Origin of the sequence: Gibbsiella greigii, assembly GCF_039540155.1 — a bacterium.
GTDB lineage: Bacteria > Pseudomonadota > Gammaproteobacteria > Enterobacterales > Enterobacteriaceae > Gibbsiella > Gibbsiella quercinecans.
This window is the reverse complement of sequence record NZ_BAABEM010000011.1, coordinates 1-20,222: the sequence shown is the minus strand read 5'-3', so window position 1 is coordinate 20,222 and position 20,222 is coordinate 1. Positions and strand designations below refer to the sequence as shown.

General features: G+C 59.0%; 14 protein-coding genes. 13 read left to right on the top strand and 1 reads right to left on the bottom strand.

The genetic code is table 11. The annotated features are described in order from the left end of the window. Positions 1-129: 129 nt before the first annotated feature. The 13 genes from purL to patD all read left to right on the top strand — a co-directional run bounded on the left by purL (position 130) and on the right by patD (position 19,178). Positions 130-4,020 (top strand): phosphoribosylformylglycinamidine synthase, encoded by a 3,891-nt coding sequence (purL, locus tag AC559G_RS11165; RefSeq protein ID WP_498912600.1) that lies wholly within the window; start codon positions 130-132, stop codon positions 4,018-4,020. 977 nt (positions 4,021-4,997) lie between these two features. Further along, positions 4,998-6,434 (top strand): sensor histidine kinase, encoded by a 1,437-nt coding sequence (locus tag AC559G_RS11160; RefSeq protein ID WP_498912599.1) that lies wholly within the window; start codon positions 4,998-5,000, stop codon positions 6,432-6,434. A gap of 96 nt (positions 6,435-6,530) precedes the next feature. Further along, complete coding sequence (gene qseG / locus AC559G_RS11155; RefSeq protein WP_498912598.1) at positions 6,531-7,292, top strand: two-component system QseEF-associated lipoprotein QseG; 762 nt, start codon at positions 6,531-6,533, stop codon at positions 7,290-7,292. Beyond that, the gene (glrR, locus tag AC559G_RS11150; protein ID WP_498912597.1) at positions 7,289-8,626 is read left to right on the top strand and encodes a two-component system response regulator QseF/GlrR; all 1,338 of its coding nucleotides are present in this window, start codon (positions 7,289-7,291) and stop codon (positions 8,624-8,626) included. The genes qseG and glrR overlap by 4 nt, the downstream gene beginning before the upstream one ends. A gap of 130 nt (positions 8,627-8,756) precedes the next feature. Continuing rightward, entirely contained in the window at positions 8,757-10,379 is a 1,623-nt protein-coding gene (locus AC559G_RS11145; protein ID WP_498912596.1) for a glutamine-dependent NAD(+) synthetase, read from the top strand. Positions 10,380-10,392: 13 nt separating this feature from the next. Continuing rightward, positions 10,393-10,731, top strand: coding sequence for a nitrogen regulatory protein P-II (gene glnB, locus AC559G_RS11140; protein ID WP_095847582.1), 339 nt, complete (start codon positions 10,393-10,395; stop codon positions 10,729-10,731). A 273-nt stretch (positions 10,732-11,004) separates the two neighbouring features. Beyond that, entirely contained in the window at positions 11,005-11,925 is a 921-nt protein-coding gene (locus AC559G_RS11135) for a LysR substrate-binding domain-containing protein (RefSeq protein WP_095849081.1), read from the top strand. 100 nt (positions 11,926-12,025) lie between these two features. Further along, complete coding sequence (locus tag AC559G_RS11130; RefSeq protein WP_498912595.1) at positions 12,026-13,489, top strand: gamma-aminobutyraldehyde dehydrogenase; 1,464 nt, start codon at positions 12,026-12,028, stop codon at positions 13,487-13,489. A 160-nt stretch (positions 13,490-13,649) separates the two neighbouring features. Continuing rightward, a complete protein-coding gene (gene ydcS / locus AC559G_RS11125) occupies positions 13,650-14,801 on the top strand; it encodes an ABC transporter substrate-binding protein (protein ID WP_498912594.1) in 1,152 nt (383 codons plus the stop codon). A gap of 107 nt (positions 14,802-14,908) precedes the next feature. Beyond that, positions 14,909-15,934: an ABC transporter ATP-binding protein gene (locus AC559G_RS11120; protein ID WP_498912593.1), complete on the top strand. Its 1,026-nt coding sequence runs from the start codon at positions 14,909-14,911 to the stop codon at positions 15,932-15,934. Position 15,935: 1 nt separating this feature from the next. After that, positions 15,936-16,880: an ABC transporter permease gene (locus AC559G_RS11115; RefSeq protein ID WP_498912592.1), complete on the top strand. Its 945-nt coding sequence runs from the start codon at positions 15,936-15,938 to the stop codon at positions 16,878-16,880. Continuing rightward, on the top strand, positions 16,870-17,676 hold the full coding sequence (locus AC559G_RS11110; protein ID WP_279023841.1) for an ABC transporter permease: 807 nt from the start codon (positions 16,870-16,872) through the stop codon (positions 17,674-17,676). The genes AC559G_RS11115 and AC559G_RS11110 overlap by 11 nt, the downstream gene beginning before the upstream one ends. Before the next feature lie 77 nt (positions 17,677-17,753). Next, positions 17,754-19,178 (top strand): gamma-aminobutyraldehyde dehydrogenase, encoded by a 1,425-nt coding sequence (gene patD, locus AC559G_RS11105; RefSeq protein WP_498912591.1) that lies wholly within the window; start codon positions 17,754-17,756, stop codon positions 19,176-19,178. 471 nt (positions 19,179-19,649) lie between these two features. On the opposite strand, the gene AC559G_RS11100 is transcribed toward patD, so the two are convergent. Then, on the bottom strand, positions 19,650-20,222 hold a 573-nt coding region (locus AC559G_RS11100), incomplete at its 5' end, for a transposase (RefSeq protein WP_498912590.1).

Genomic DNA, 20,222 nt, shown 5'->3' with positions numbered 1-20,222 from the left:
TTTATTAATTATCGCCACGCAAACGGTTTCGTCAGCGGCGTGGATTCTCTATAATGGCGCGCGTTTTCCCCCTGTTGCGCCCAATGAAGTGCTGAAGTCAGTTGCTTCGAAGACGAGAGAACTTTGATTATGGAAATACTGCGTGGTTCGCCCGCTTTGTCGGCCTTTCGTATTACTAAACTGCTGTCCCGCTTTCAGGACGCTCAACTTCCGGTTAGTGATATTTACGCCGAATACGTTCACTTTGCCGATGTCAGCGCGCCGCTAAGCGCTGAAGAGCACGCCAAACTGCAGCGCCTGCTCAAATACGGCCCCTCTCTCGCCGAACACGCCCCTGAAGGGCGGCTACTGCTGGTGACCCCGCGCCCCGGCACCATTTCGCCGTGGTCTTCCAAAGCGACCGATATTGCCCATAACTGCGGCCTGGCGCAGGTTGTGCGCCTGGAGCGCGGCCTGGCGTTTTACGTTACGGCGCCGCAGTTGGCGCCGGCCCAGTGGCAGCAACTGGTGGCGCTGCTGCACGATCGTATGATGGAAACCGTATTCAGCGATTTGCAGCAGGCCGAGCAACTGTTTTCTCATCATCAACCGGCGCCGTACCAGACGGTGGACGTGTTGGGTGAAGGGCATGCAGCGCTGGAGCAGGCCAACGTCCGGCTGGGTCTGGCGCTGGCGCAGGATGAAATCGACTATCTGCTGCAGGCCTTTACCGGCCTGGGGCGCAACCCGACCGACATCGAACTGTATATGTTCGCGCAGGCCAACTCTGAGCACTGCCGCCACAAAATTTTCAACGCCGACTGGATCATCGACGGCGAACAGCAGCCTAAATCGCTGTTCAAAATGATCAAGAACACCTTCGAGAAAACCCCCGACTACGTGTTGTCCGCCTATAAAGACAACGCCGCGGTGATGGAAGGCTCATCGGTTGGGCGCTTTTTCGCCGCGCCGGAAAACGGCAAATATGATTACCATCAGGAAGATGCGCATATCCTGATGAAGGTGGAAACCCACAACCACCCAACGGCGATCTCGCCGTGGCCAGGAGCGGCAACCGGCTCCGGCGGCGAGATCCGCGATGAAGGCGCCACCGGGCGCGGTGCCAAGCCTAAAGCGGGCCTGGTGGGGTTCTCGGTTTCCAACCTGCGAATTCCGGGGTTTGAACAGCCGTGGGAGCAGGATTTCGGCAAGCCGTCACGCATTGTGACCGCACTGGATATCATGACCGACGGCCCGCTGGGCGGCGCTGCGTTTAACAACGAATTCGGCCGTCCGGCGCTGGTGGGCTACTTCCGCACTTATGAAGAACAGGTCAACAGCCACAACGGCGTTGAGCTGCGCGGTTACCATAAACCGATCATGCTGGCCGGCGGCATCGGCAACATTCGTGCCGAACACGTGCAGAAAGGGGAAATCACCGTCGGCGCCAAGCTGGTGGTGTTGGGCGGCCCGGCGATGAACATCGGCCTGGGCGGCGGCGCGGCTTCTTCCATGGCTTCCGGCCAGTCTGACGCCGATCTGGACTTTGCTTCGGTGCAGCGCGACAACCCGGAAATGGAACGCCGTTGCCAGGAAGTGATCGATCGCTGCTGGCAACTGGGGCAGGCAAACCCGATTCTGTTTATCCACGATGTGGGCGCCGGCGGCCTTTCGAACGCCATGCCGGAGCTGGTGAGCGACGGCGGCCGCGGCGGCCGCTTTGAGCTGCGTGATATCCTTAACGATGAGCCGGGCATGAGCCCGCTGGAAGTGTGGTGTAACGAATCTCAGGAGCGTTACGTACTGGCGGTGGCGCCGGAGCAGATGGCACAGTTCGACGAAATCTGCCGCCGTGAGCGCGCGCCGTATGCGGTGATTGGTGAAGCTACCGAAGAACAGCACCTGTCGTTGAGCGATCGCCACTTTGGCAATAAGCCTATCGATATGCCGCTGGACGTGCTGTTGGGCAAAACACCGAAGATGACCCGCGATGTGGCGCGCTTGCCGGCGCCCGGTGAAGCGATCGATCGTGCCGGTATCACCCTCGCCGATGCGGTAAAACGCGTGCTGCATTTGCCGGCCGTGGCCGAGAAAACCTTCCTGATCACCATTGGCGACCGTAGCGTAACCGGCATGGTGGCGCGCGATCAGATGGTCGGCCCCTGGCAGGTGCCGGTGGCCGATTGCGCGGTGACCACCGCCAGCCTGGACAGCTATTACGGCGAGGCGATGTCGATCGGCGAACGTGCGCCGGTGGCGCTGTTGGATTTTGCCGCTTCCGGCCGCCTGGCGGTGGGCGAAGCGTTAACCAACCTGGCGGCGACGGATATCGGCTCTCTGAAGCGTGTGAAACTTTCCGCCAACTGGATGGCCGCAGCCGGCCACCCGGGCGAAGACGCCGGCTTGTACGATGCCGTGAAGGCGGTGGGCGAAGAACTGTGCCCGGCGCTTGGCATTACCATTCCGGTGGGCAAAGACTCCATGTCGATGAAAACCCGCTGGCAGGAAGGCAACGAACAACGCGAGATGATTTCGCCATTGTCGTTGGTGATCACCGCGTTCGCCCGCGTGGAAGACGTGCGCCGCACCGTGACGCCGCAATTGCGTACGGATAAAGGCGACACCGAACTGCTGCTGATCGATCTGGGCAACGGCCACAACGCGTTGGGGGCAACGGCGCTGGCGCAGGTTTATCGCCAACTGGGTGACAAACCGGCCGATGTGCGCAGCGCCGAACAACTGGCGGGCTTCTTCAATGCCATGCAGCAGTTGGTGGCCGACGGCGCACTGCTGGCCTATCACGATCGCGCCGACGGCGGCCTGTTGGTCACGCTGGTAGAAATGGCCTTTGCCGGCCACTGCGGCGTGGAAGTGGATATTCAGGCGCTGGGCAGCGATGCACTGGCGGCATTGTTCAACGAAGAACTGGGCGCAGTGATCCAGGTTACGGCTGAACAGCGCGCGGCGGTGCAACAGGTGTTTGCTCAGCATGGCCTGGTAGATAACGTACACCCGATTGGCCGCGTGCAAGCGGGCGATCGCTTTGTTATCACCCAGGATGGCAAGCCGGTGTACAGCGAAAGCCGTACCCATCTGCGCACTTGGTGGGCAGAGACCACCTGGCAGATGCAGCGCCTGCGCGACAACCCAGAGTGCGCCGATCAGGAACATCAGGCCAAGCAGGACGACAACGATCCGGGCCTGAACGTGAAGCTGACCTTTGCACTGGAAGAAGATGTCGCCGCGCCTTATATCGCCACCGGCGCGCGGCCGAAGGTCGCCGTGCTGCGTGAGCAGGGCGTCAACTCGCATGTGGAAATGGCCGCGGCGTTCCACCGCGCCGGCTTCGATGCGGTGGATGTGCACATGAGCGATCTGCTGGCCGGGCGTATCGGCCTGGAAGATTTCCACACGCTGGTGGCCTGCGGCGGGTTCTCTTACGGCGACGTGCTGGGCGCCGGGGAAGGCTGGGCGAAGTCTATCCTGTTCAATGCGCGCGTGCGCGATGAATTCGAAACCTTCTTCCACCGCCCGCAGACCTTGGCATTAGGGGTGTGTAATGGTTGCCAGATGATGTCTAACCTGCGCGAACTGATCCCGGGTGCTGAGCACTGGCCGCGCTTTGTCCGCAACCTGTCAGAGCGCTTTGAGGCGCGTTTTAGCTTGGTGGAAGTGGCGGCAAGCCCATCGCTGTTTATGGAGGGTATGGCCGGTTCCCGGATGCCGATTGCGGTTTCCCACGGCGAAGGCCATGTGGAAGTGCGTGATGCCGCGCACCTGGCTGCGCTGGAAAGCAGCAGCCTGGTGGCGCTGCGGTTTGTTGATAACGCCGGCCAGGTAACCGAAACTTACCCAGCCAACCCGAATGGTTCGCCGAATGGGATCACGGCGGTGACCAGCGCCAATGGCCGCGCTACCGTGATGATGCCGCACCCGGAACGCGTGTTCCGTACGGTCAGCAACTCATGGCACCCGGATTCATGGGGTGAAGATAGCCCATGGATGCGCATGTTCCGCAATGCGCGTAAGCAATTAGGGTAATTGCGCTGAGGTAAATCATTCACCATGCGCCGGGGCGGCGCGTCAGTGAGTGCCTGGGAGCAGAGAGCATTCTGCGATCGGGGCGTGCTGGCGCAGCCAACCTGAAGTATGACGAGTATCTGCCTGTGTAACGTTGGCTGCTGTTGCGGCCAACGTGTTTTGTTTTCCACCCCATGTTGTGCCTGATATCCGCCATTGTCGGTTTTTAGCGACAAACCTGATTTCGCCTGTCGCCAAAAGGTGACATGCAATTCATTGATTTATATTCTGATTATATTTTCTGTGTTTGGATGTCGGGTTTTGGCGACGGTATAGCGAATTATCGTACGCCATTTGCCGGGCATTCCCCGATGAATTATCTATGCTGTAAAATAAAACTTATTATTTTCAATTTGTTATTTTTTATTTTGCAAGTTTGGCACGCCACATGCATTATACCCACCAGTTGCTCATTCAACTTTTTATGATGGTCCGGCATAGATCGGCAACATACCTCATAAGCCCAGAATGATGCCAAAGAAATGGTGCCTATCGTCCAACCAAACCGATAACAGCCGCGCAAGCGCTTTATCAAGCATCGGGCGACACGTGGAGTGAGGCACCGCCTGTATCGAGTTTTGGTGACGCATTCATCAAAACCGGATGCTCCGCCTTGGCTGCCTGGCGCAGCAATAACGATGTCACTTGTGATGCATCGGCCTGGGGCGAAACACAGCATCCACGCATTCCTGCCGCGGGGCACAGCGTTGCCCCGCGCTTCCCTGTCTTATCCGCTCTATAACCCGTCCCTCACTGCCGTCTCTATCCTGTTCTGTTGCCAACGCTGCTTTGGCGCCAAATACCGCTGCATGGTGGATAAATTGGTGCTTTTTTAAGGCTTATCCTGGCGGGGCGCCGTGGATCAGCGGATTCTTCCCGCCTGGGCTTTTTTCTTACCAGCGACTCGGTTAGCATCACAGCAGAAGAGAAACCATGAGATGATTTCGTTGAAAAAATGGCGTATATCCCCGCGCTCGCTGCGCCAACTGGTATTGATGGCCTTCCTGCTGGTGCTGCTGCCGTTGCTGGTCCTGGCGTATCAGGCCTACCAGAGCCTGGATCACCTGAGTGCGCAGGCGGCGGACATTAACCGCACCACGTTGGTTGATGCGCGCCGCAGTGAAGCGATGACCAGCGTGGCGCTGGAAATGGAACGCAGCTACCGCCAATACTGCGTGCTGGTGGATCCAACGCTGGCGCGGCTTTACCAAAATCAGCGCAAGCAGTATTCGCAAATGTTGGATGCCCATGCGCCGGTGTTGCCGGATGAACGCTATTATCAAACGTTGCGCGGCCTGCTGACGCAACTGGCGGCGATAAAATGCCACAATAGCGGCCCCGACGCCGATACCTCTGAATTGCTGGAATCTTTCTCCCGCTCAAACGCCGAAATGGTCCAGGCAACGCGCACGGTGGTGTTTTCCCGCGGCCAGCAGTTGCAACGGGCGATCGCCGAGCGTGGCCAGTTCTTTGGCTGGCAGGCGCTGCTGCTGTTTCTGGTCAGCGTGTTGCTGGTGGGTTTGTTTACCCGGATGATCATCGGCCCGGTCAAGGCGGTAGAACGCATGATCAACCGCCTTGGCGAAGGGCGGGCGCTGGGCAGCACTGCGACCTTCAAGGGGCCGCGTGAGCTGCGCTCCCTGGCGCAGCGCATTATCTGGTTGAGTGAGCGCCTGGCGTGGCTGGAATCACAGCGCCATGAGTTTTTGCGCCATATTTCGCATGAATTGAAAACGCCATTGGCCAGTATGCGCGAGGGCACCGAGCTGCTGGCGGATGAAGTGGTCGGCTCGCTGACGCCGGATCAAAAAGAGGTGGTGGCGATCCTCGATCAAAGCAGCCGCCATCTGCAACGCCTGATCGAACAGTTGCTGGACTATAACCGCAAGATGGCCGATGGGCCGGCGGAACATGAAAAGGTCGCGCTGGTCGCCCTGGTCGAGGCGGTGGTCGCCGCCCACAGTTTGCCCGCGCGCGCCAAACTGATCGCAACCGAGGTTGAACTCGAGGCGGAAATTTGCTGGGCAGAGCCTACGCTATTAATGCGTGTGCTGGATAATCTCTATTCCAATGCGGTGCACTACGGCAAGGAATCCGGTAACATTTGGATCCGCAGCCGCCGGGTTGGGCAACGCGTGCAGATCGATGTCGCCAATACCGGTACGCCGATTCCCGAGTCCGAACAAGCCATGATTTTTGAGCCTTTTTTCCAAGGGAGTCACCAGCGGAAAGGGGCGGTAAAAGGAAGTGGGCTGGGGTTGAGCATTGCTCGGGACTGTATCCGCCGCATGCGTGGAGAGTTGCAGTTGGTCAGCGTAGATGGCGCTGACGTCTGCTTCCGTATTGAATTGCCATTAACCGCCGAGAATGAATAAAAAATGTCTACATGGCTTAAACGCCCACGTCGCATAACGCGTGAACGAGCAACGCAGGGAGCGTTGCTCAACAAACATCCTCTTTCTTTATGGGGAATGCTTTTTTTAGCGCCGTTCCTGTTGGCGGGTTGCGCTGAACGCGCCGTGAGCGGCAGCCTGGCCCTGCAACAACAAGAAACCATCCCGGACAGCAAAGTGGTGGATTTTCGCCTTGCCGCCTGCGGCACACTGTGGCAGCTCGATGAACAGGAAACGCTGGAGAATTCGCTTTACTGGCTGCGTGCCATGGAATGTGCGGAAAGCCTGAGCGCCAATCAGGCGCGCACGCTGGCGAAAACCGTGGAAAATGGCCACTGGGACGGCGCCTTTAAGCAAGCTATCCTGCTTGGCGCCGCACAGCCCGTGGTGGCAGAGCGCCGGCAACAGGCCGAGCGCGTGAACAGCTACAGCCTGGAGTTCCCGAATGCGCTGCGCCCGTTACTGCAGATCTGGAGCCAGCAGCAGGCCTTGCAGATTGCGCTGGCTGATGAAAAGGCCCGTTATCAGCGGTTGCAGGAAAGCAGCGACAGCCAGATTGATGCGCTTCGCCAAAGCCAACTAGGCCTGCAAACGCAACTGCAGGAAACGTCGCGCAAGCTGGAAAACCTGACTGATATTGAGCGGCGGCTTTCTTCGCGCAAACAGTTGCAGGGCGACATTCCGGAAAACGCCACCCGGCCGGATAACAGCGGCAAGGGCAGCGCCCCGGCCAAAAAAGCGGCGCCGGAATCTATGCCGGAGAAGGGTACGGCGCTGCCGGTGGAGCCAGAAGATAGCGAGATGCCGCTGCCTGATAACAAGGAGTCTGACGCGCAATGACCGCACGTAAACCGGCCAACCTGTTGTTGGTAGACGATGATCCAAGCCTGTTGAAGCTGCTGGGCATGCGTCTGAGCAGTGAAGGTTTTCACGTCACCACCGCCGAAAGCGGCCAGGAGGCCTTGCGCCTGCTGGCGCGTGAGCAGATCGATCTGGTGATAAGCGATCTGCGGATGGATGAAATGGACGGCATGGCGCTGTTTGCGGAAATCCAGAAGCACCAGCCGGGGATGCCGGTGATCATCCTGACCGCCCACGGTTCGATCCCGGATGCGGTCTCCGCCACCCAAAAGGGGGTGTTCAGCTTCCTTACCAAGCCGGTGGATCGCGATGCGTTGTACAAGGCGATTGACGAGGCGCTGGCGCTTGCCGCGCCGGCCGGCGATGAAAGCTGGCGTGAGGATATCATCACCCGCAGCCCGATTATGCTGCGCCTGCTGGAGCAGGCGAAAATGGTGGCGCAGTCTGACGTCAGCGTGTTGATCAATGGCCAAAGCGGCACCGGCAAAGAGGTGTTGGCCCAGGCAATCCACGGCGCCAGCCCGCGCGCAGGCAAGGCTTTTATCGCCATCAACTGCGGTGCGCTGCCGGAGCAACTGCTGGAATCGGAACTGTTCGGCCACGCCAAAGGCGCCTTCACCGGTGCGGTAAGCAACCGTGAAGGGCTGTTCCAGGCGGCGGCGGGCGGCACGCTGTTCCTGGATGAAATCGGCGATATGCCGCTTTCTTTGCAGGTAAAGCTGCTGCGCGTATTGCAGGAGCGCAAGGTGCGCCCGCTGGGCAGCAATCGCGATCTGGACATCGACGTGCGCATTATTTCCGCCACGCACCGCGATCTGCAAAAAGCGATGGCGAAAAACGAATTCCGTGAAGATCTCTACTACCGCCTGAACGTGGTTAATCTGAAAATCCCGGCGCTGAACGAGCGTGCGGAGGATATTCCGCTGTTGGCGAACCACCTGTTGCGGGTTGCCGCTAACCGGCATAAGCCGTTTGTGCGCAGTTTCTCTACCGATGCGATGAAGCGGCTGATGACCGCCAGCTGGCCGGGCAATGTGCGCCAACTGGTCAACGTGATCGAACAGTGCGTGGCGCTGACTTCGGCGCCGGTGATCGGCGAAGCGCTGGTCGAGCAGGCGCTGGAGGGCGAAAATACCGCGTTGCCGACGTTTGTCGAAGCGCGTAATCAGTTTGAATTACACTATCTGCGCAAGCTGCTGCAGATTACCAAAGGGAACGTCACCCAGGCGGCGCGCATGGCGGGCCGCAACCGTACGGAGTTCTATAAATTGTTATCGCGCCACGAATTGGACGCGAACGATTTCAAAGAATGATGTTTTCTTGCCGGGCCTGCGGTAACGCGGGTTCTCAACAAATGGCCTGGAATGTTTTACACTCCGGTTTCTTTTTTTGCGGCATGACCGTTCGTCGTGAATTTGGATCGTATTAAGCGAGATCGAAACAATGAGCAGATCACTTTCCATCGCTCTGGCCCAGCTGAATTTGCTGGTGGGCGATATTGAAGGCAACACCGAACGTATGTTGCAAATTGTGCAGGAGCAGCAGGCGGCGGGAGCCGATCTGGTTATGTTCACCGAACTGGCGCTGTCCGGCTATCCGCCGGAAGACCTGCTGTATCGCGACGATTTCTACCAGCGCTGCGATGCACAGCTGGCCCGGCTGCAGCAGGCGTCCGGCGAAGTGGGGATCCTGGTCGGCCACCCGTGGCGTGAAGACGGGGCGTTGTATAACGCGCTGTCGCTGTTTTCTGAAGGGAAACTGCTGGCGCGCTACTTTAAACAGCGCCTGCCGAACTACGGCGTTTTTGATGAGAAACGCTATTTCCGTGAAGGCACGGAAAACTGCGTGGTTGAATTGAAAGGCTACCGCTTGGGGCTGTTGATTTGCGAAGACATGTGGTTCCCTGAACCGGTCGACGCCGCCAGCGCGGCAGGGGCCGAGATCCTGCTGTCCATCAACGCTTCACCGTATAACCGTGAAAAACCGTACGTGCGTAAAACGCTGATGGCCGGCCACTGCCAGCGCACTGGGCTGCCGCTGGTGTATCTGAACCAGGTTGGCGGCCAGGATGAGCTGATTTTTGACGGCGGCTCCAAAGTGTTTGACGGCGCGGGCAATATGACCCATCGGTTGGCGGCGTTCGCTGAACAGGTGACGATGCTGCAATTCAACGATCTGGCGCCGCTGCCGATGGCGGAACCGCCGGCAGAGCTGCCGGCGCTGGCGCAAATCTATCAGGCGTTGGTGCTGGCCGTGCGTGACTACGTGACCAAAAACGGCTTCAAGGGGGCGGTGCTCGGCCTGTCTGGCGGTATCGATTCCGCACTGACGTTGGCCATTGCGGTGGATGCGCTGGGCAAAGACAAGGTTCAGGCGTTAATGATGCCGTTCCGCTACACTGCAGATATCAGCATTGCCGATGCGAAAGAAGAAGCCGAGATCCTCGGTGTGGATTTCGATATCGTCTCGATTGAGCCGATGTTTGATGCGTTTATGGGCCAGCTTGCGCCGATGTTTGCCGGCACCGAACGTGACACCACAGAAGAAAACTTGCAAGCGCGTTGCCGTGGGGTGGTGTTGATGGCGCTGTCCAATAAACGGCGCAGCATCGTGTTGACCACCGGCAACAAGAGCGAGATGGCGGTGGGGTATGCGACGCTGTACGGCGATATGGCCGGGGGCTTTGACGTGCTGAAAGATGTGCCGAAAACCCTGGTGTTCAAGCTAGCGGAATACCGTAATACCGTCTCTTACGTGATCCCACAGCGGGTGATCGATCGTCCGCCATCCGCCGAGCTGGCGCCGGATCAAGTCGATCAAGACAGCCTGCCGCCGTACGATATCCTGGATGCGATCCTGGGCGGCTACGTGGAGCTTGATAAATCGGTGGCCGATCTGGTAGCCGAGGGATTTGACGAAGCCACGGTGCGCAAGGTGATCCGCCTGGTAGACATTAACGAATACAAGCGCCGTCAGGCCCCCGTCGGGCCACGTATCACTGCCCGTAACTTCGGCAAGGATCGTCGCTATCCGATCACATCCGGCTTTGGCCGCAAAAATTGGTAATTAAGGAAACGCCATGAAGAAAATTGACGCTATTATCAAGCCGTTCAAACTGGATGACGTCCGCGAAGCGCTGGCTGAAGTCGGCATCACCGGGATGACCGTCACCGAAGTGAAAGGCTTTGGTCGCCAGAAAGGCCACACCGAATTGTATCGTGGTGCCGAGTACATGGTCGACTTCCTGCCGAAGGTGAAAGTGGAAATCGTCGTGCCTGACGATATCGTAGACACCTGCGTGGAAACCATCATGCAGACGGCCCAGACCGGTAAAATCGGAGACGGCAAAATCTTTGTGTTTGACGTGGCGCGGGTGATAAGGATCCGCACCGGCGAGCAGGACGAAGAGGCGATCTAATTTCGCCATTGCGGCCGCGCCCCGCTAAACGCTGTGCGGCGGCGGCCGTTTCCCTTCCTGTTTATCAAGGCGCAGCGTGCTGCGCCTTTCTCATTGGTGGCGCATTTTTTCTTTCTCCGCCCGTGTAATCAAACCGCAGTCGTTGCAAAACTCGCTATTTCCCACTGTTATCATTCGGAAAAAGCGAACGCTATCGCGTTTTTCGCAGGTTACTCGATCGGCCGCAGGCAAATACATATACTCAAACCGTATGTTTTGTTTGAGGTTCTTGCCATGATGACGTTACGCCAGATCCGCCATTTCATTGCCGTGGCTGAAAATGGCTCAATTTCTGCCGCGGCGCAAACGGTGTTTGTTTCCCAATCTTCGCTGACGCAAGCGATCCAACAGTTGGAAACCGATATCGGTGTCCGCCTGTTCGATCGTCACGCCAAAGGCATGGAGCTGACGCATCATGGCCACCAGTTTTTACGCCAGTCTTATTTGATCCTGGCGACCGTCGACAACGCCCGGCGCAGCCTGCAACTGGGCACGGAAAGCCTGACCGGCAAGCTGACTATCGGCGTGACCAGCCTGGTGGCCGGCTATTTTCTGGTGGAGCTGTTAAAGCGCTTTCAGTCTGCTTACCCCAACGTCACCCTGCGGGTGATCGAAGACGAGCGCCGGTATATCGAGCACCTGCTGGTTAACGGTGAAATCGATATCGGCGTGCTTATTCTGTCCAACATCGAAGACCGTGACGCCTTGCAAACCGAAGTGCTGATGCACTCGCCGTACCGCCTGTGGCTGCCGCCGCTGCACCCGCTGCTGGAGCATGAAAGCATCAGCCTGGCGGACGTGGCCAAGCAGCCACTGATCCAGCTCAACGTAGATGAAATGGATATGCACGCGCAGCGTATCTGGGCGCGCGCTGGCCTGAAGCCGGATATCGCGATGAAAACCGCCTCGACGGAAGCGGTACGCAGCCTGGTTGCCGCCGGCATTGGGATTTCCATTCAGCCCGATATGGCCTACCGCGCCTGGTCGCTGGAAGGCAACCTGATTGAAGCGCGCAAGCTGGTGGATTTGCTGGAGCCGTTGGATATCGGCCTGGCCTGGCGGCGCGGCAGCGCGCGGCCGGAGCTGGTCACGCCGTTCCTGACCATTGCTCGAGAAAACAGCACGATGAGCGCCGCCGCCAAGCATTCGGTTTAACCGAACGCGGCGTTCAGTATTTAGAATTTGTTGCCCGCCTTCGTCTCGCCTAGTCTGATAAAACCGGCTTATCACATTTAGTTAACAAGAGGGATACGCAATGGTGGATGTGTGCTTCCCGACGGGCTTTACCTGCCAACAGTACATTAACGGGCAATCGGTGGCTGGCGAAGGCCGGAATGAAAGCATTATCAATCCTGCGACCGGCGAAACGCTGGTTTCCATCGCCGAAGCCTCTTCCACGCAGGTCGGCCACGCGGTGCAGGCCGCGCAGCAGGCGTTCAGCCAGTGGGCGCGTACCACGCCGGCCTATCGCTCTTCGCTTTTGTTACGCATCGCCAACGCTATCGAACACCAGGCCGAACGCCTGGCACAGCTTGAAGCGCTCAACTGCGGCAAGCCGCTGCACCTGGCGCTCAATGATGATTTACCGGCCGCCGTCGACGTGTTCCGTTTCTTTGCCGGCGCCGTGCGCACGCAGCAAGGGCAACTGGCCGGCGAATACATGGCCGGGCACACTTCCATGATCCGCCGCGATCCGCTGGGCGTGGTGGCTTCAATCGCGCCCTGGAATTACCCGCTAATGATGGCGGCGTGGAAGATTGCGCCGGCGCTAGCGGCTGGCAATACCGTAGTTTTCAAACCGTCTGAGCATACGCCGCTGACTATTCTGGCGCTGGTGCCGGCATTGCAGGAGATTCTGCCGCCCGGTGTCCTGAACGTGGTTTATGGCGGCGGGGAGAGCGTCGGCAGCCATTTGGTCGGCCACCCGCAGGTGAGGCTGGTGTCGGTTACCGGCGATATCGTCACCGGGCAGAAAATCCTGCAGGCGTCGGTGAAAAACATCAAACGCACCCATCTGGAACTGGGCGGCAAGGCCCCGGTGATCGTCTGTGACGACGCCGATCTGGATGAGGTGGTCAGCAGTATCCGCACCTTCGGCTATTACAACGCCGGGCAAGACTGTACCGCCGCCTGCCGTATCTATGCTCAGGCCGGGATTTATCCACGGCTGGTGGACGCGCTGGGTGAAGCGGTGTCCAGCCTGCGTTTTGCCCGCTCGCGCGACGAAGAAAACGAGATGGGCCCCTTGATCAGCGCACGCCAGCGCGATCGCGTCGCCAGCTTTGTCGAACGTGCGCTCAGCCAGCCGCATATTGAGCTTATCACCGGCGGCGCCGAACATTCGGGGCCTGGCTTTTACTACCAGCCCACGCTGCTGGCCGGTTGCCGGCAAAGCGACGAAATCGTACAGCGCGAGGTCTTCGGCCCGGCGGTCAGCGTCACGCGCTTTGAGGCGCTGGAGCAGGCGGTCGACTGGGCGAACGATTCGGAATACGGCCTGGCTTCCTCGGTGTGGACGCAGAATATCGATCGGGCGCTGCACATTGCCGCCCATCTGCAATACGGCAGCACCTGGATCAATACCCATTTTACGTTGGTGAGTGAAATGCCCCACGGCGGCATGAAGCGCTCGGGCTACGGCAAGGATCTCTCCAGCGATTCACTGCAGGACTACAGCGTGGTCAGGCATGTGATGGCGAAAGTTAAACCCGCATTTTAGCGAATTATAAATTACACCTGATAGCTTTCAGGCCGTGGCAAGGCGGCGCACGCACGCCCTAAAAACGCCGCTGTGGCCTGAAAGAGAACGGGGATAAAAACCGCGGCAGCCGTTCCCTGCCGTAATAAAACGTAACATACGCAATACAGGGGAAATTACGATGGGAAAAACCACCACTGTCTCCACGCTCTCCGCACTCTGTTTCACGGTGCTTTGCGGCCAGGCTCTGGCTGCCGAACTTCCGCAGCAGATTGGCAAGGGCGAAGGGCGCCTGGATATTATCGCCTGGCCGGGTTATATCGAGCGCGGCCAGACCGACAAACAATATGACTGGGTCACCCAGTTTGAAAAGCAAACCGGCTGTGCGGTGAATGTAAAAACCGCCGCTACGTCTGATGAGATGGTCAGCCTGATGGCCAAAGGGGGCTACGATCTGGTTACGGCCTCCGGCGATGCCTCGCTGCGATTGATTTTCGGCAAGCGGGTGCAGCCGATCAATACCGCGTTGATCCCGAACTGGAAAAACATCGATCCGCGCCTGCTGAACGGCCCGTGGTATACCGTTGCCGGCAAAACCTACGGCACGCCCTATCAGTGGGGGCCGAACCTGCTGATGTACAACACCAAAACCTTCCCAACGCCGCCGGATAGCTGGGCCGTGGTCTTCGAACAGCAAACCCTGCCGGACGGCAAAACCAACCAGGGCCGCGTGCAGGCCTATGATGGGCCGATTTACATCGCCGATGCGGCGCTGTACCTGAAAACCGCCCAACCCCAGCTCGGTATTACCGATCCGTACCAATTGAATGAAGAGCAGTACCAGGCGGTGCTGAAGCTGCTGCGCAGCCAGCATGCGTTGGTGCATCGCTACTGGCATGACACCTCGGTGCAAATGAGCGACTTCAAAAATGAAGGCATCGTCGCCTCCAGCGCCTGGCCTTATCAGGCCAACGCCTTGAAAGGGGAAGGGCAGCCGATCGCCACCGTCTTCCCGAAAGAGGGCGTGACCGGCTGGGCCGACAGCACCATGTTGCACGCCGAAGCCAAACACCCGAACTGCGCCTACCAATGGATGAACTGGTCGCTGGAGCCGAAAGTGCAGGGCGATATCGCCGCCTGGTTTGGCTCGGTGCCTGCGGCGCCCGCCGGCTGCAAGGCCAGCACGCTGCTGGGCGAGAAAGGCTGTGAAACCAATGGATTCAACCAGTTCGACAAAATCGCTTTCTGGAAAACGCCACAGGCCCAGGGCGGTAAGTTTGTCCCTTACAGCCGCTGGACGCAGGACTATATCGCCATTATGGGTGGGCGTTAAGGCCGCGGATGCGTAGCCGACCTGGCTGTGGGCGGCACCGTATGCCGCCAAGCCTCCGCCCGGCTGCGCCGCGTTGACGGATTTCGGTAAAATTGGGAGCGATGATTATGACCATTGCCGTGCAGTTTATAGATGTTTCGCGGGTTTTCGGCGATGTTCGCGCTGTTGATCGTGTATCCATTGATATTCAAGATGGCGAGTTTTTTTCCATGCTCGGGCCTTCCGGCTCGGGCAAAACCACCTGCTTGCGTTTGATCGCCGGCTTTGAACAACCGAGCGCCGGCGCCATTCGTATCCACGGCCAGGAAGCCGCCGGCCTGCCGCCTTACCAGCGTGATGTGAACACCGTATTCCAGGATTACGCGTTGTTCCCGCATATGTCGGTGCTGGAAAACGTCGCCTATGGCCTGATGGTGAAGGGCGTGTCCAAATCAGAGCGCCTGGCGCGTGCGCAGGAAGCGCTGGAAAGCGTGGCGCTGGGTTTTGTTAGCCAGCGCAAACCGGCGCACCTTTCCGGCGGCCAACGCCAGCGGGTGGCGCTGGCGCGCGCGTTGGTCAACCGCCCGCGGGTGCTGCTGCTTGATGAACCGCTGGGCGCGCTGGATCTGAAGCTACGCGAGCAGATGCAGGGCGAGCTGAAGAAGCTGCAGCGCCAGTTGGGGATCACCTTTATTTTCGTCACTCACGATCAGAGTGAAGCCTTGTCGATGTCCGATCGGGTGGCGGTATTCAACAACGGCCGCATTGAGCAGGTAGATGCGCCGCGTGAGCTGTATATGCGCCCCAAAACGCCGTTCGTCGCCGAATTTGTCGGCACGTCGAACGTGGTGCGCCGTGAACTGGCGCAGCAACTGCTGGGCCAGGGCGCCACTTACTCCATCCGCCCGGAACATATTCGTCTGTTGGATGGGATAGACGCAGCTCATGGCGATGTGCAGGTGCAGGGCACCTTGCAGGATATTCAATATCAGGGAGCGGCCACGCGTTATGAAATCATACTGACCAACGGCGAGAAGCTATTGGTCAGCCAGGCCAACCCGCAATGGCCTGCAGCGCAACCCTTGCCAACCATTGGCCAGCCGGTGACCGCCTGTTGGGCGCGCGAGGCGATGGTGGAGCTGGAGGAGAGGTGAGATGGATATGAGCATTGACTGCCCCAGGGCGCGCGGCGGTAGGATGCGTGCGCTATCAACTTTCCTGTATCGCAAACCTACGCTGTACCTGTCGTTGCTGCTGGTGCCGCCGCTCCTGTGGTTTGGCGCGGTGTATCTGGGATCGCTGCTGACGTTGCTGTGGCAGGGCTTTTACACCTTTGATGATTTCACCATGACGGTGACGCCGGATCTGACCTTCGACAACCTGCGTGCGCTGCTCAACCCGGCCAATTACGACATCATCGTGCGTACGTTAACGATGGCGATTGTGGTTTCACTGGCCAGCGCAGTGGTGGCATTTCCCATCGCCTATTACATGGCGCGCTACACCAGCGGCAAGGTGAAGGCGCTGTTTTATATCGCGGTGATGATGCCGATGTGGGCCAGCTACATCGTTAAGGCTTACGCCTGGACGCTGTTGCTGGCAAAAGACGGCGTGGTGCAGTGGTTCCTGACGCACCTTGGCCTGGAGCCGGTGCTGACGGCGATCCTGTCGGTGCCCGGCGTGGGCGGTAATACCCTGTCGACATCCGGGCTGGGGCGTTTTCTGGTGTTCGTCTATATCTGGCTGCCGTTCATGATCCTGCCGATCCAGGCGGCGCTGGAGCGCTTGCCGCCGTCGCTGTTGCAGGCCTCGGCGGATCTGGGCGCACGCCCGGCGCAGACCTTCCGCCATGTGATACTTCCGCTGGCCGTGCCGGGGATCGCCGCCGGTTCGATCTTCACCTTCTCGCTGACGCTGGGGGATTTCATCGTGCCGCAGCTGGTGGGGCCGCCGGGCTATTTCATCGGCAGCATGGTGTATGCCCAGCAGGGGGCGATCGGCAATATGCCGATGGCGGCGGCGTTCACGCTGGTGCCCATCGTACTGATCGCCATTTATCTTTCCATTGTGAAACGTCTGGGGGCCTTTGATGCACTCTGAACGCGCGCCATTAGCCCTGAAGATCGCCGCCTGGGGCGGCCTGGTCTTCTTACATTTTCCATTGGTGATTATTGCTATTTATGCTTTTAATACGGAGGACGCGGCGTTCAGTTTTCCGCCGCGCGGCTTCACCCTGCACTGGTTCAGCGTGGCCGCCGGCCGCCAGGACATTATGGATGCGGTGTGGCTTTCGGTGCAGATCGCCTGTCTGGCGACGGTGATCGCATTGATCCTCGGCACGTTGGCCGCCGCCGCGCTGTATCGCCGCGACTTTTTCGGTAAGGAAAGCATCTCACTGCTGCTGCTGTTGCCGATCGCGCTGCCGGGGATCGTTACCGGTATCGCGCTGTTGGCGGCGTTTAAGGCGTTGGATATTGAACCGGGGATGATGACCATCGTTATCGGCCACGCCACGTTCTGTGTGGTGATTGTGTTTAACAACGTTATAGCGCGCTTTCGGCGCACGTCGTACAGCCTGATTGAGGCTTCGATGGATCTTGGCGCCGATGGCTGGCAAACCTTCCGCCATGTGATCCTGCCGAACCTCGGTTCGGCGCTGTTGGCGGGCGGGATGCTGGCTTTTGCGTTGTCGTTTGATGAAATCATCGTCACCACCTTTACCGCCGGGCACGAACGCACGCTGCCGCTGTGGCTGCTCAATCAGTTGAGCCGGCCGCGTGACGTGCCGATCACCAACGTGGTGGCGCTAGCGGTAATGGTGATGACCATGATCCCGATTTTGGGTGCCTATTACCTCACCAAAGGTGGGGAAGGCGTTGCCGGCAGCGGCAAATAGCTCTGCGCCACTGCCTTTATATGCTGATGTCTGCAAACTTGTAGAACCAGGGTTAATGAACACAAAAGGATACCCCTATGCAAAGTCAACTGCTGATTAACGGCCAACTGGTGACCGGCCAGGGCGAAAAATTGCCGGTGTATAACCCGGCGACGGGTGAGGTGATTGCGCAAATTGCACAGGCGAGCTCCGAGCAGGTCGATCAGGCGGTACAGGCTGCCGATACGGCCTTCGCGACCTGGGGCCAGACCACGCCGAAAGAGCGCTCCGAACACCTGCTGAAGCTGGCCGATTTGATAGAACAAAACGCGGAAATTTTTGCCCGTCTTGAATCGCAGGACTGTGGCAAGCCTTACCATGCGGTGCTTAATGACGAACTGCCAGCGGTGGTGGACGTGTTCCGCTTCTTTGCCGGCGCCAGCCGCTGCCTTGGCGGGTTGGCCGCCGGTGAATATCTGGCGGACCACACTTCAATGATCCGCCGCGATCCGCTTGGCGTGGTGGCGTCGATCGCGCCGTGGAACTATCCGCTGATGATGGTGGCCTGGAAGTTGGCGCCGGCGTTGGCGGCGGGCAACTGCGTGGTGCTGAAACCCGCCGAGCAGACGCCGCTGACTGCTTTCAAACTGGCTGAACTGGCCGCCGGGCTATTCCCGGCCGGCGTGCTGAATGTGCTGTTCGGCGCAGGCGCCAGCGTGGGCGACGCCCTGACCGGGCATGCCAAAGTGCGTATGGTTTCGCTCACCGGTTCGATCGCGACCGGTTCGCACATTATCGCCCACACGTCGCAGGGGGTGAAGCGCACCCATATGGAACTGGGCGGCAAGGCGCCGGTGTTGGTGTTTGACGACGCCGATTTGGCCGCGGTGGTGGAAGGCATCCGTACCTTCGGTTACTACAATGCCGGGCAAGACTGCACCGCCGCCTGCCGTATCTATGCACAGAAGGGTATCTATCCTGAACTGGTGAAGGCGCTGGGCGAAGCGGTCGCCAGCCTGAAAATCGGCTCGCCGGACGACAGCAGCACCGAGCTTGGGCCATTGATCACTCAACAGCACCTGGAGCGGGTGAGCGGCTTTGTCGAGCGCGCCAAGGCGCTGCCGCACATTCAGGTGGTTACCGGCGGTGAGAGAGTGGACGGCCCGGGGTACTATTTCCAGCCGACGCTGCTGGCCGGCGCGCGCCAGGAGGACGAAATTGTGCAGCGCGAGGTGTTTGGGCCGGTAGTGACCATTACGCCGTTCGAAGATGAAGCACAAGCGCTGGCCTGGGCCAATGCGTCTGACTATGGCCTGGCGTCTTCGGTATGGACGCAGGACGTTGGCCGCGCGCACCGCCTGAGCGCCCGCTTGCAGTATGGTTGCACCTGGGTGAATACGCACTTCATGTTGGTGAGTGAAATGCCGCACGGCGGGCAGAAGCTGTCGGGGTACGGCAAGGATATGTCGATGTATGGGCTGGAAGATTACACGGTTGTTCGGCATGTGATGTTTAAGCACTAACGCGCGTTCTTCCACACATCCAACAAACAACGTCGGCGAAACAGTATCTGTAACCCGCCGTGTAAAGGGAATTGCCTTAATCGTATCGAATTTCTTTGCGGCAATAGTGGCAGGCAATTGTCAGGGCCGAAGGCCCGGCCCCGACACCCCGGCCTGCGCTTAACATGGCCTGCCCGCTGCGCGGGTGTCCCCGTCGCCGGGCGGGTCGGCTACGACAAACCTCCCTGTTTGTCTCGCCTCAATCGGCCTTATATGGACGCTCCGATAATGCCAATGTTTTTTTCTGAAAACGTGAACAGGTATTGCAGCCATATATCCGGTTTCTTTCGGGGTCTTGCTGTGAACCGAACCATGATGAAATCCGCCAGGTGAGCGCCTAACCATCCGTACGGGCTACATTGCCCTGACCGATTACGGCGTGTCTCACCTGTGGTCTTACCTGTTTCGCCATCTTCTTGATTACACGGGCAACTACCGGACTGCGTTTACGCTTGCTGCCCCCATTGAGGTCGCCTCAATGGGGGCAGCAGGGCGATATTCTGTTCCCTTCACCCGCATCGACCACAGAATGCGGGCCGTTTTGCTCGTCTGGGCCACCACGGCCACGTTGTAGTTTTTCTTCTGTAGCAAGGCGAACAACCACGGCATCGTTTCCCTGTGCCGTTCAATCACCGCCGCAACGGCNTGCTTTGCACAATGAAATTGCTGCCCATTGCCTACCGACGCCACCAGGTAGGTCGCGGTCATCAGCCCTACTCCCGGCACTTTCATCACCCGCTGACAGGCTGGCTGGCTTTTCGCCCACTGACTGAGTTCTTGTTCAATCAGGGTAACCTGGTCTTCGAGCGCAAGAATATGCTCAAACTGGCGCGCAACGCTGCGACGCACAAAGGGGGACAGTGCAATATCTCCGTTCCCCAGGATATCGGGAATGCCCTGATGAAAAGCGCAATGTCCGGTAGGCATAATGAGACCAAACTCGGCCAGCATGGCGCGTAAACTGTTCACGCATGCCACCCGTTCCCGAACCAGTATGTCACGCTC

Excerpts from the sequence above, each read along its gene's own strand:
- purL (WP_498912600.1), top strand. The coding sequence starts at position 130 with ATGGAAATACTGCGTGGTTCGCCCGCTTTGTCGGCCTTTCGTATTACT.
- AC559G_RS11160 (WP_498912599.1), top strand. The coding sequence starts at position 4,998 with ATGATTTCGTTGAAAAAATGGCGTATATCCCCGCGCTCGCTGCGCCAA.
- qseG (WP_498912598.1), top strand. The coding sequence starts at position 6,531 with ATGCTTTTTTTAGCGCCGTTCCTGTTGGCGGGTTGCGCTGAACGCGCC.
- glrR (WP_498912597.1), top strand. The coding sequence starts at position 7,289 with ATGACCGCACGTAAACCGGCCAACCTGTTGTTGGTAGACGATGATCCA.
- AC559G_RS11145 (WP_498912596.1), top strand. The coding sequence starts at position 8,757 with ATGAGCAGATCACTTTCCATCGCTCTGGCCCAGCTGAATTTGCTGGTG.
- glnB (WP_095847582.1), top strand. The coding sequence starts at position 10,393 with ATGAAGAAAATTGACGCTATTATCAAGCCGTTCAAACTGGATGACGTC.
- AC559G_RS11135 (WP_095849081.1), top strand. The coding sequence starts at position 11,005 with ATGATGACGTTACGCCAGATCCGCCATTTCATTGCCGTGGCTGAAAAT.
- AC559G_RS11130 (WP_498912595.1), top strand. The coding sequence starts at position 12,026 with ATGGTGGATGTGTGCTTCCCGACGGGCTTTACCTGCCAACAGTACATT.
- ydcS (WP_498912594.1), top strand. The coding sequence starts at position 13,650 with ATGGGAAAAACCACCACTGTCTCCACGCTCTCCGCACTCTGTTTCACG.
- AC559G_RS11120 (WP_498912593.1), top strand. The coding sequence starts at position 14,909 with ATGACCATTGCCGTGCAGTTTATAGATGTTTCGCGGGTTTTCGGCGAT.
- AC559G_RS11115 (WP_498912592.1), top strand. The coding sequence starts at position 15,936 with ATGGATATGAGCATTGACTGCCCCAGGGCGCGCGGCGGTAGGATGCGT.
- AC559G_RS11110 (WP_279023841.1), top strand. The coding sequence starts at position 16,870 with ATGCACTCTGAACGCGCGCCATTAGCCCTGAAGATCGCCGCCTGGGGC.
- patD (WP_498912591.1), top strand. The coding sequence starts at position 17,754 with ATGCAAAGTCAACTGCTGATTAACGGCCAACTGGTGACCGGCCAGGGC.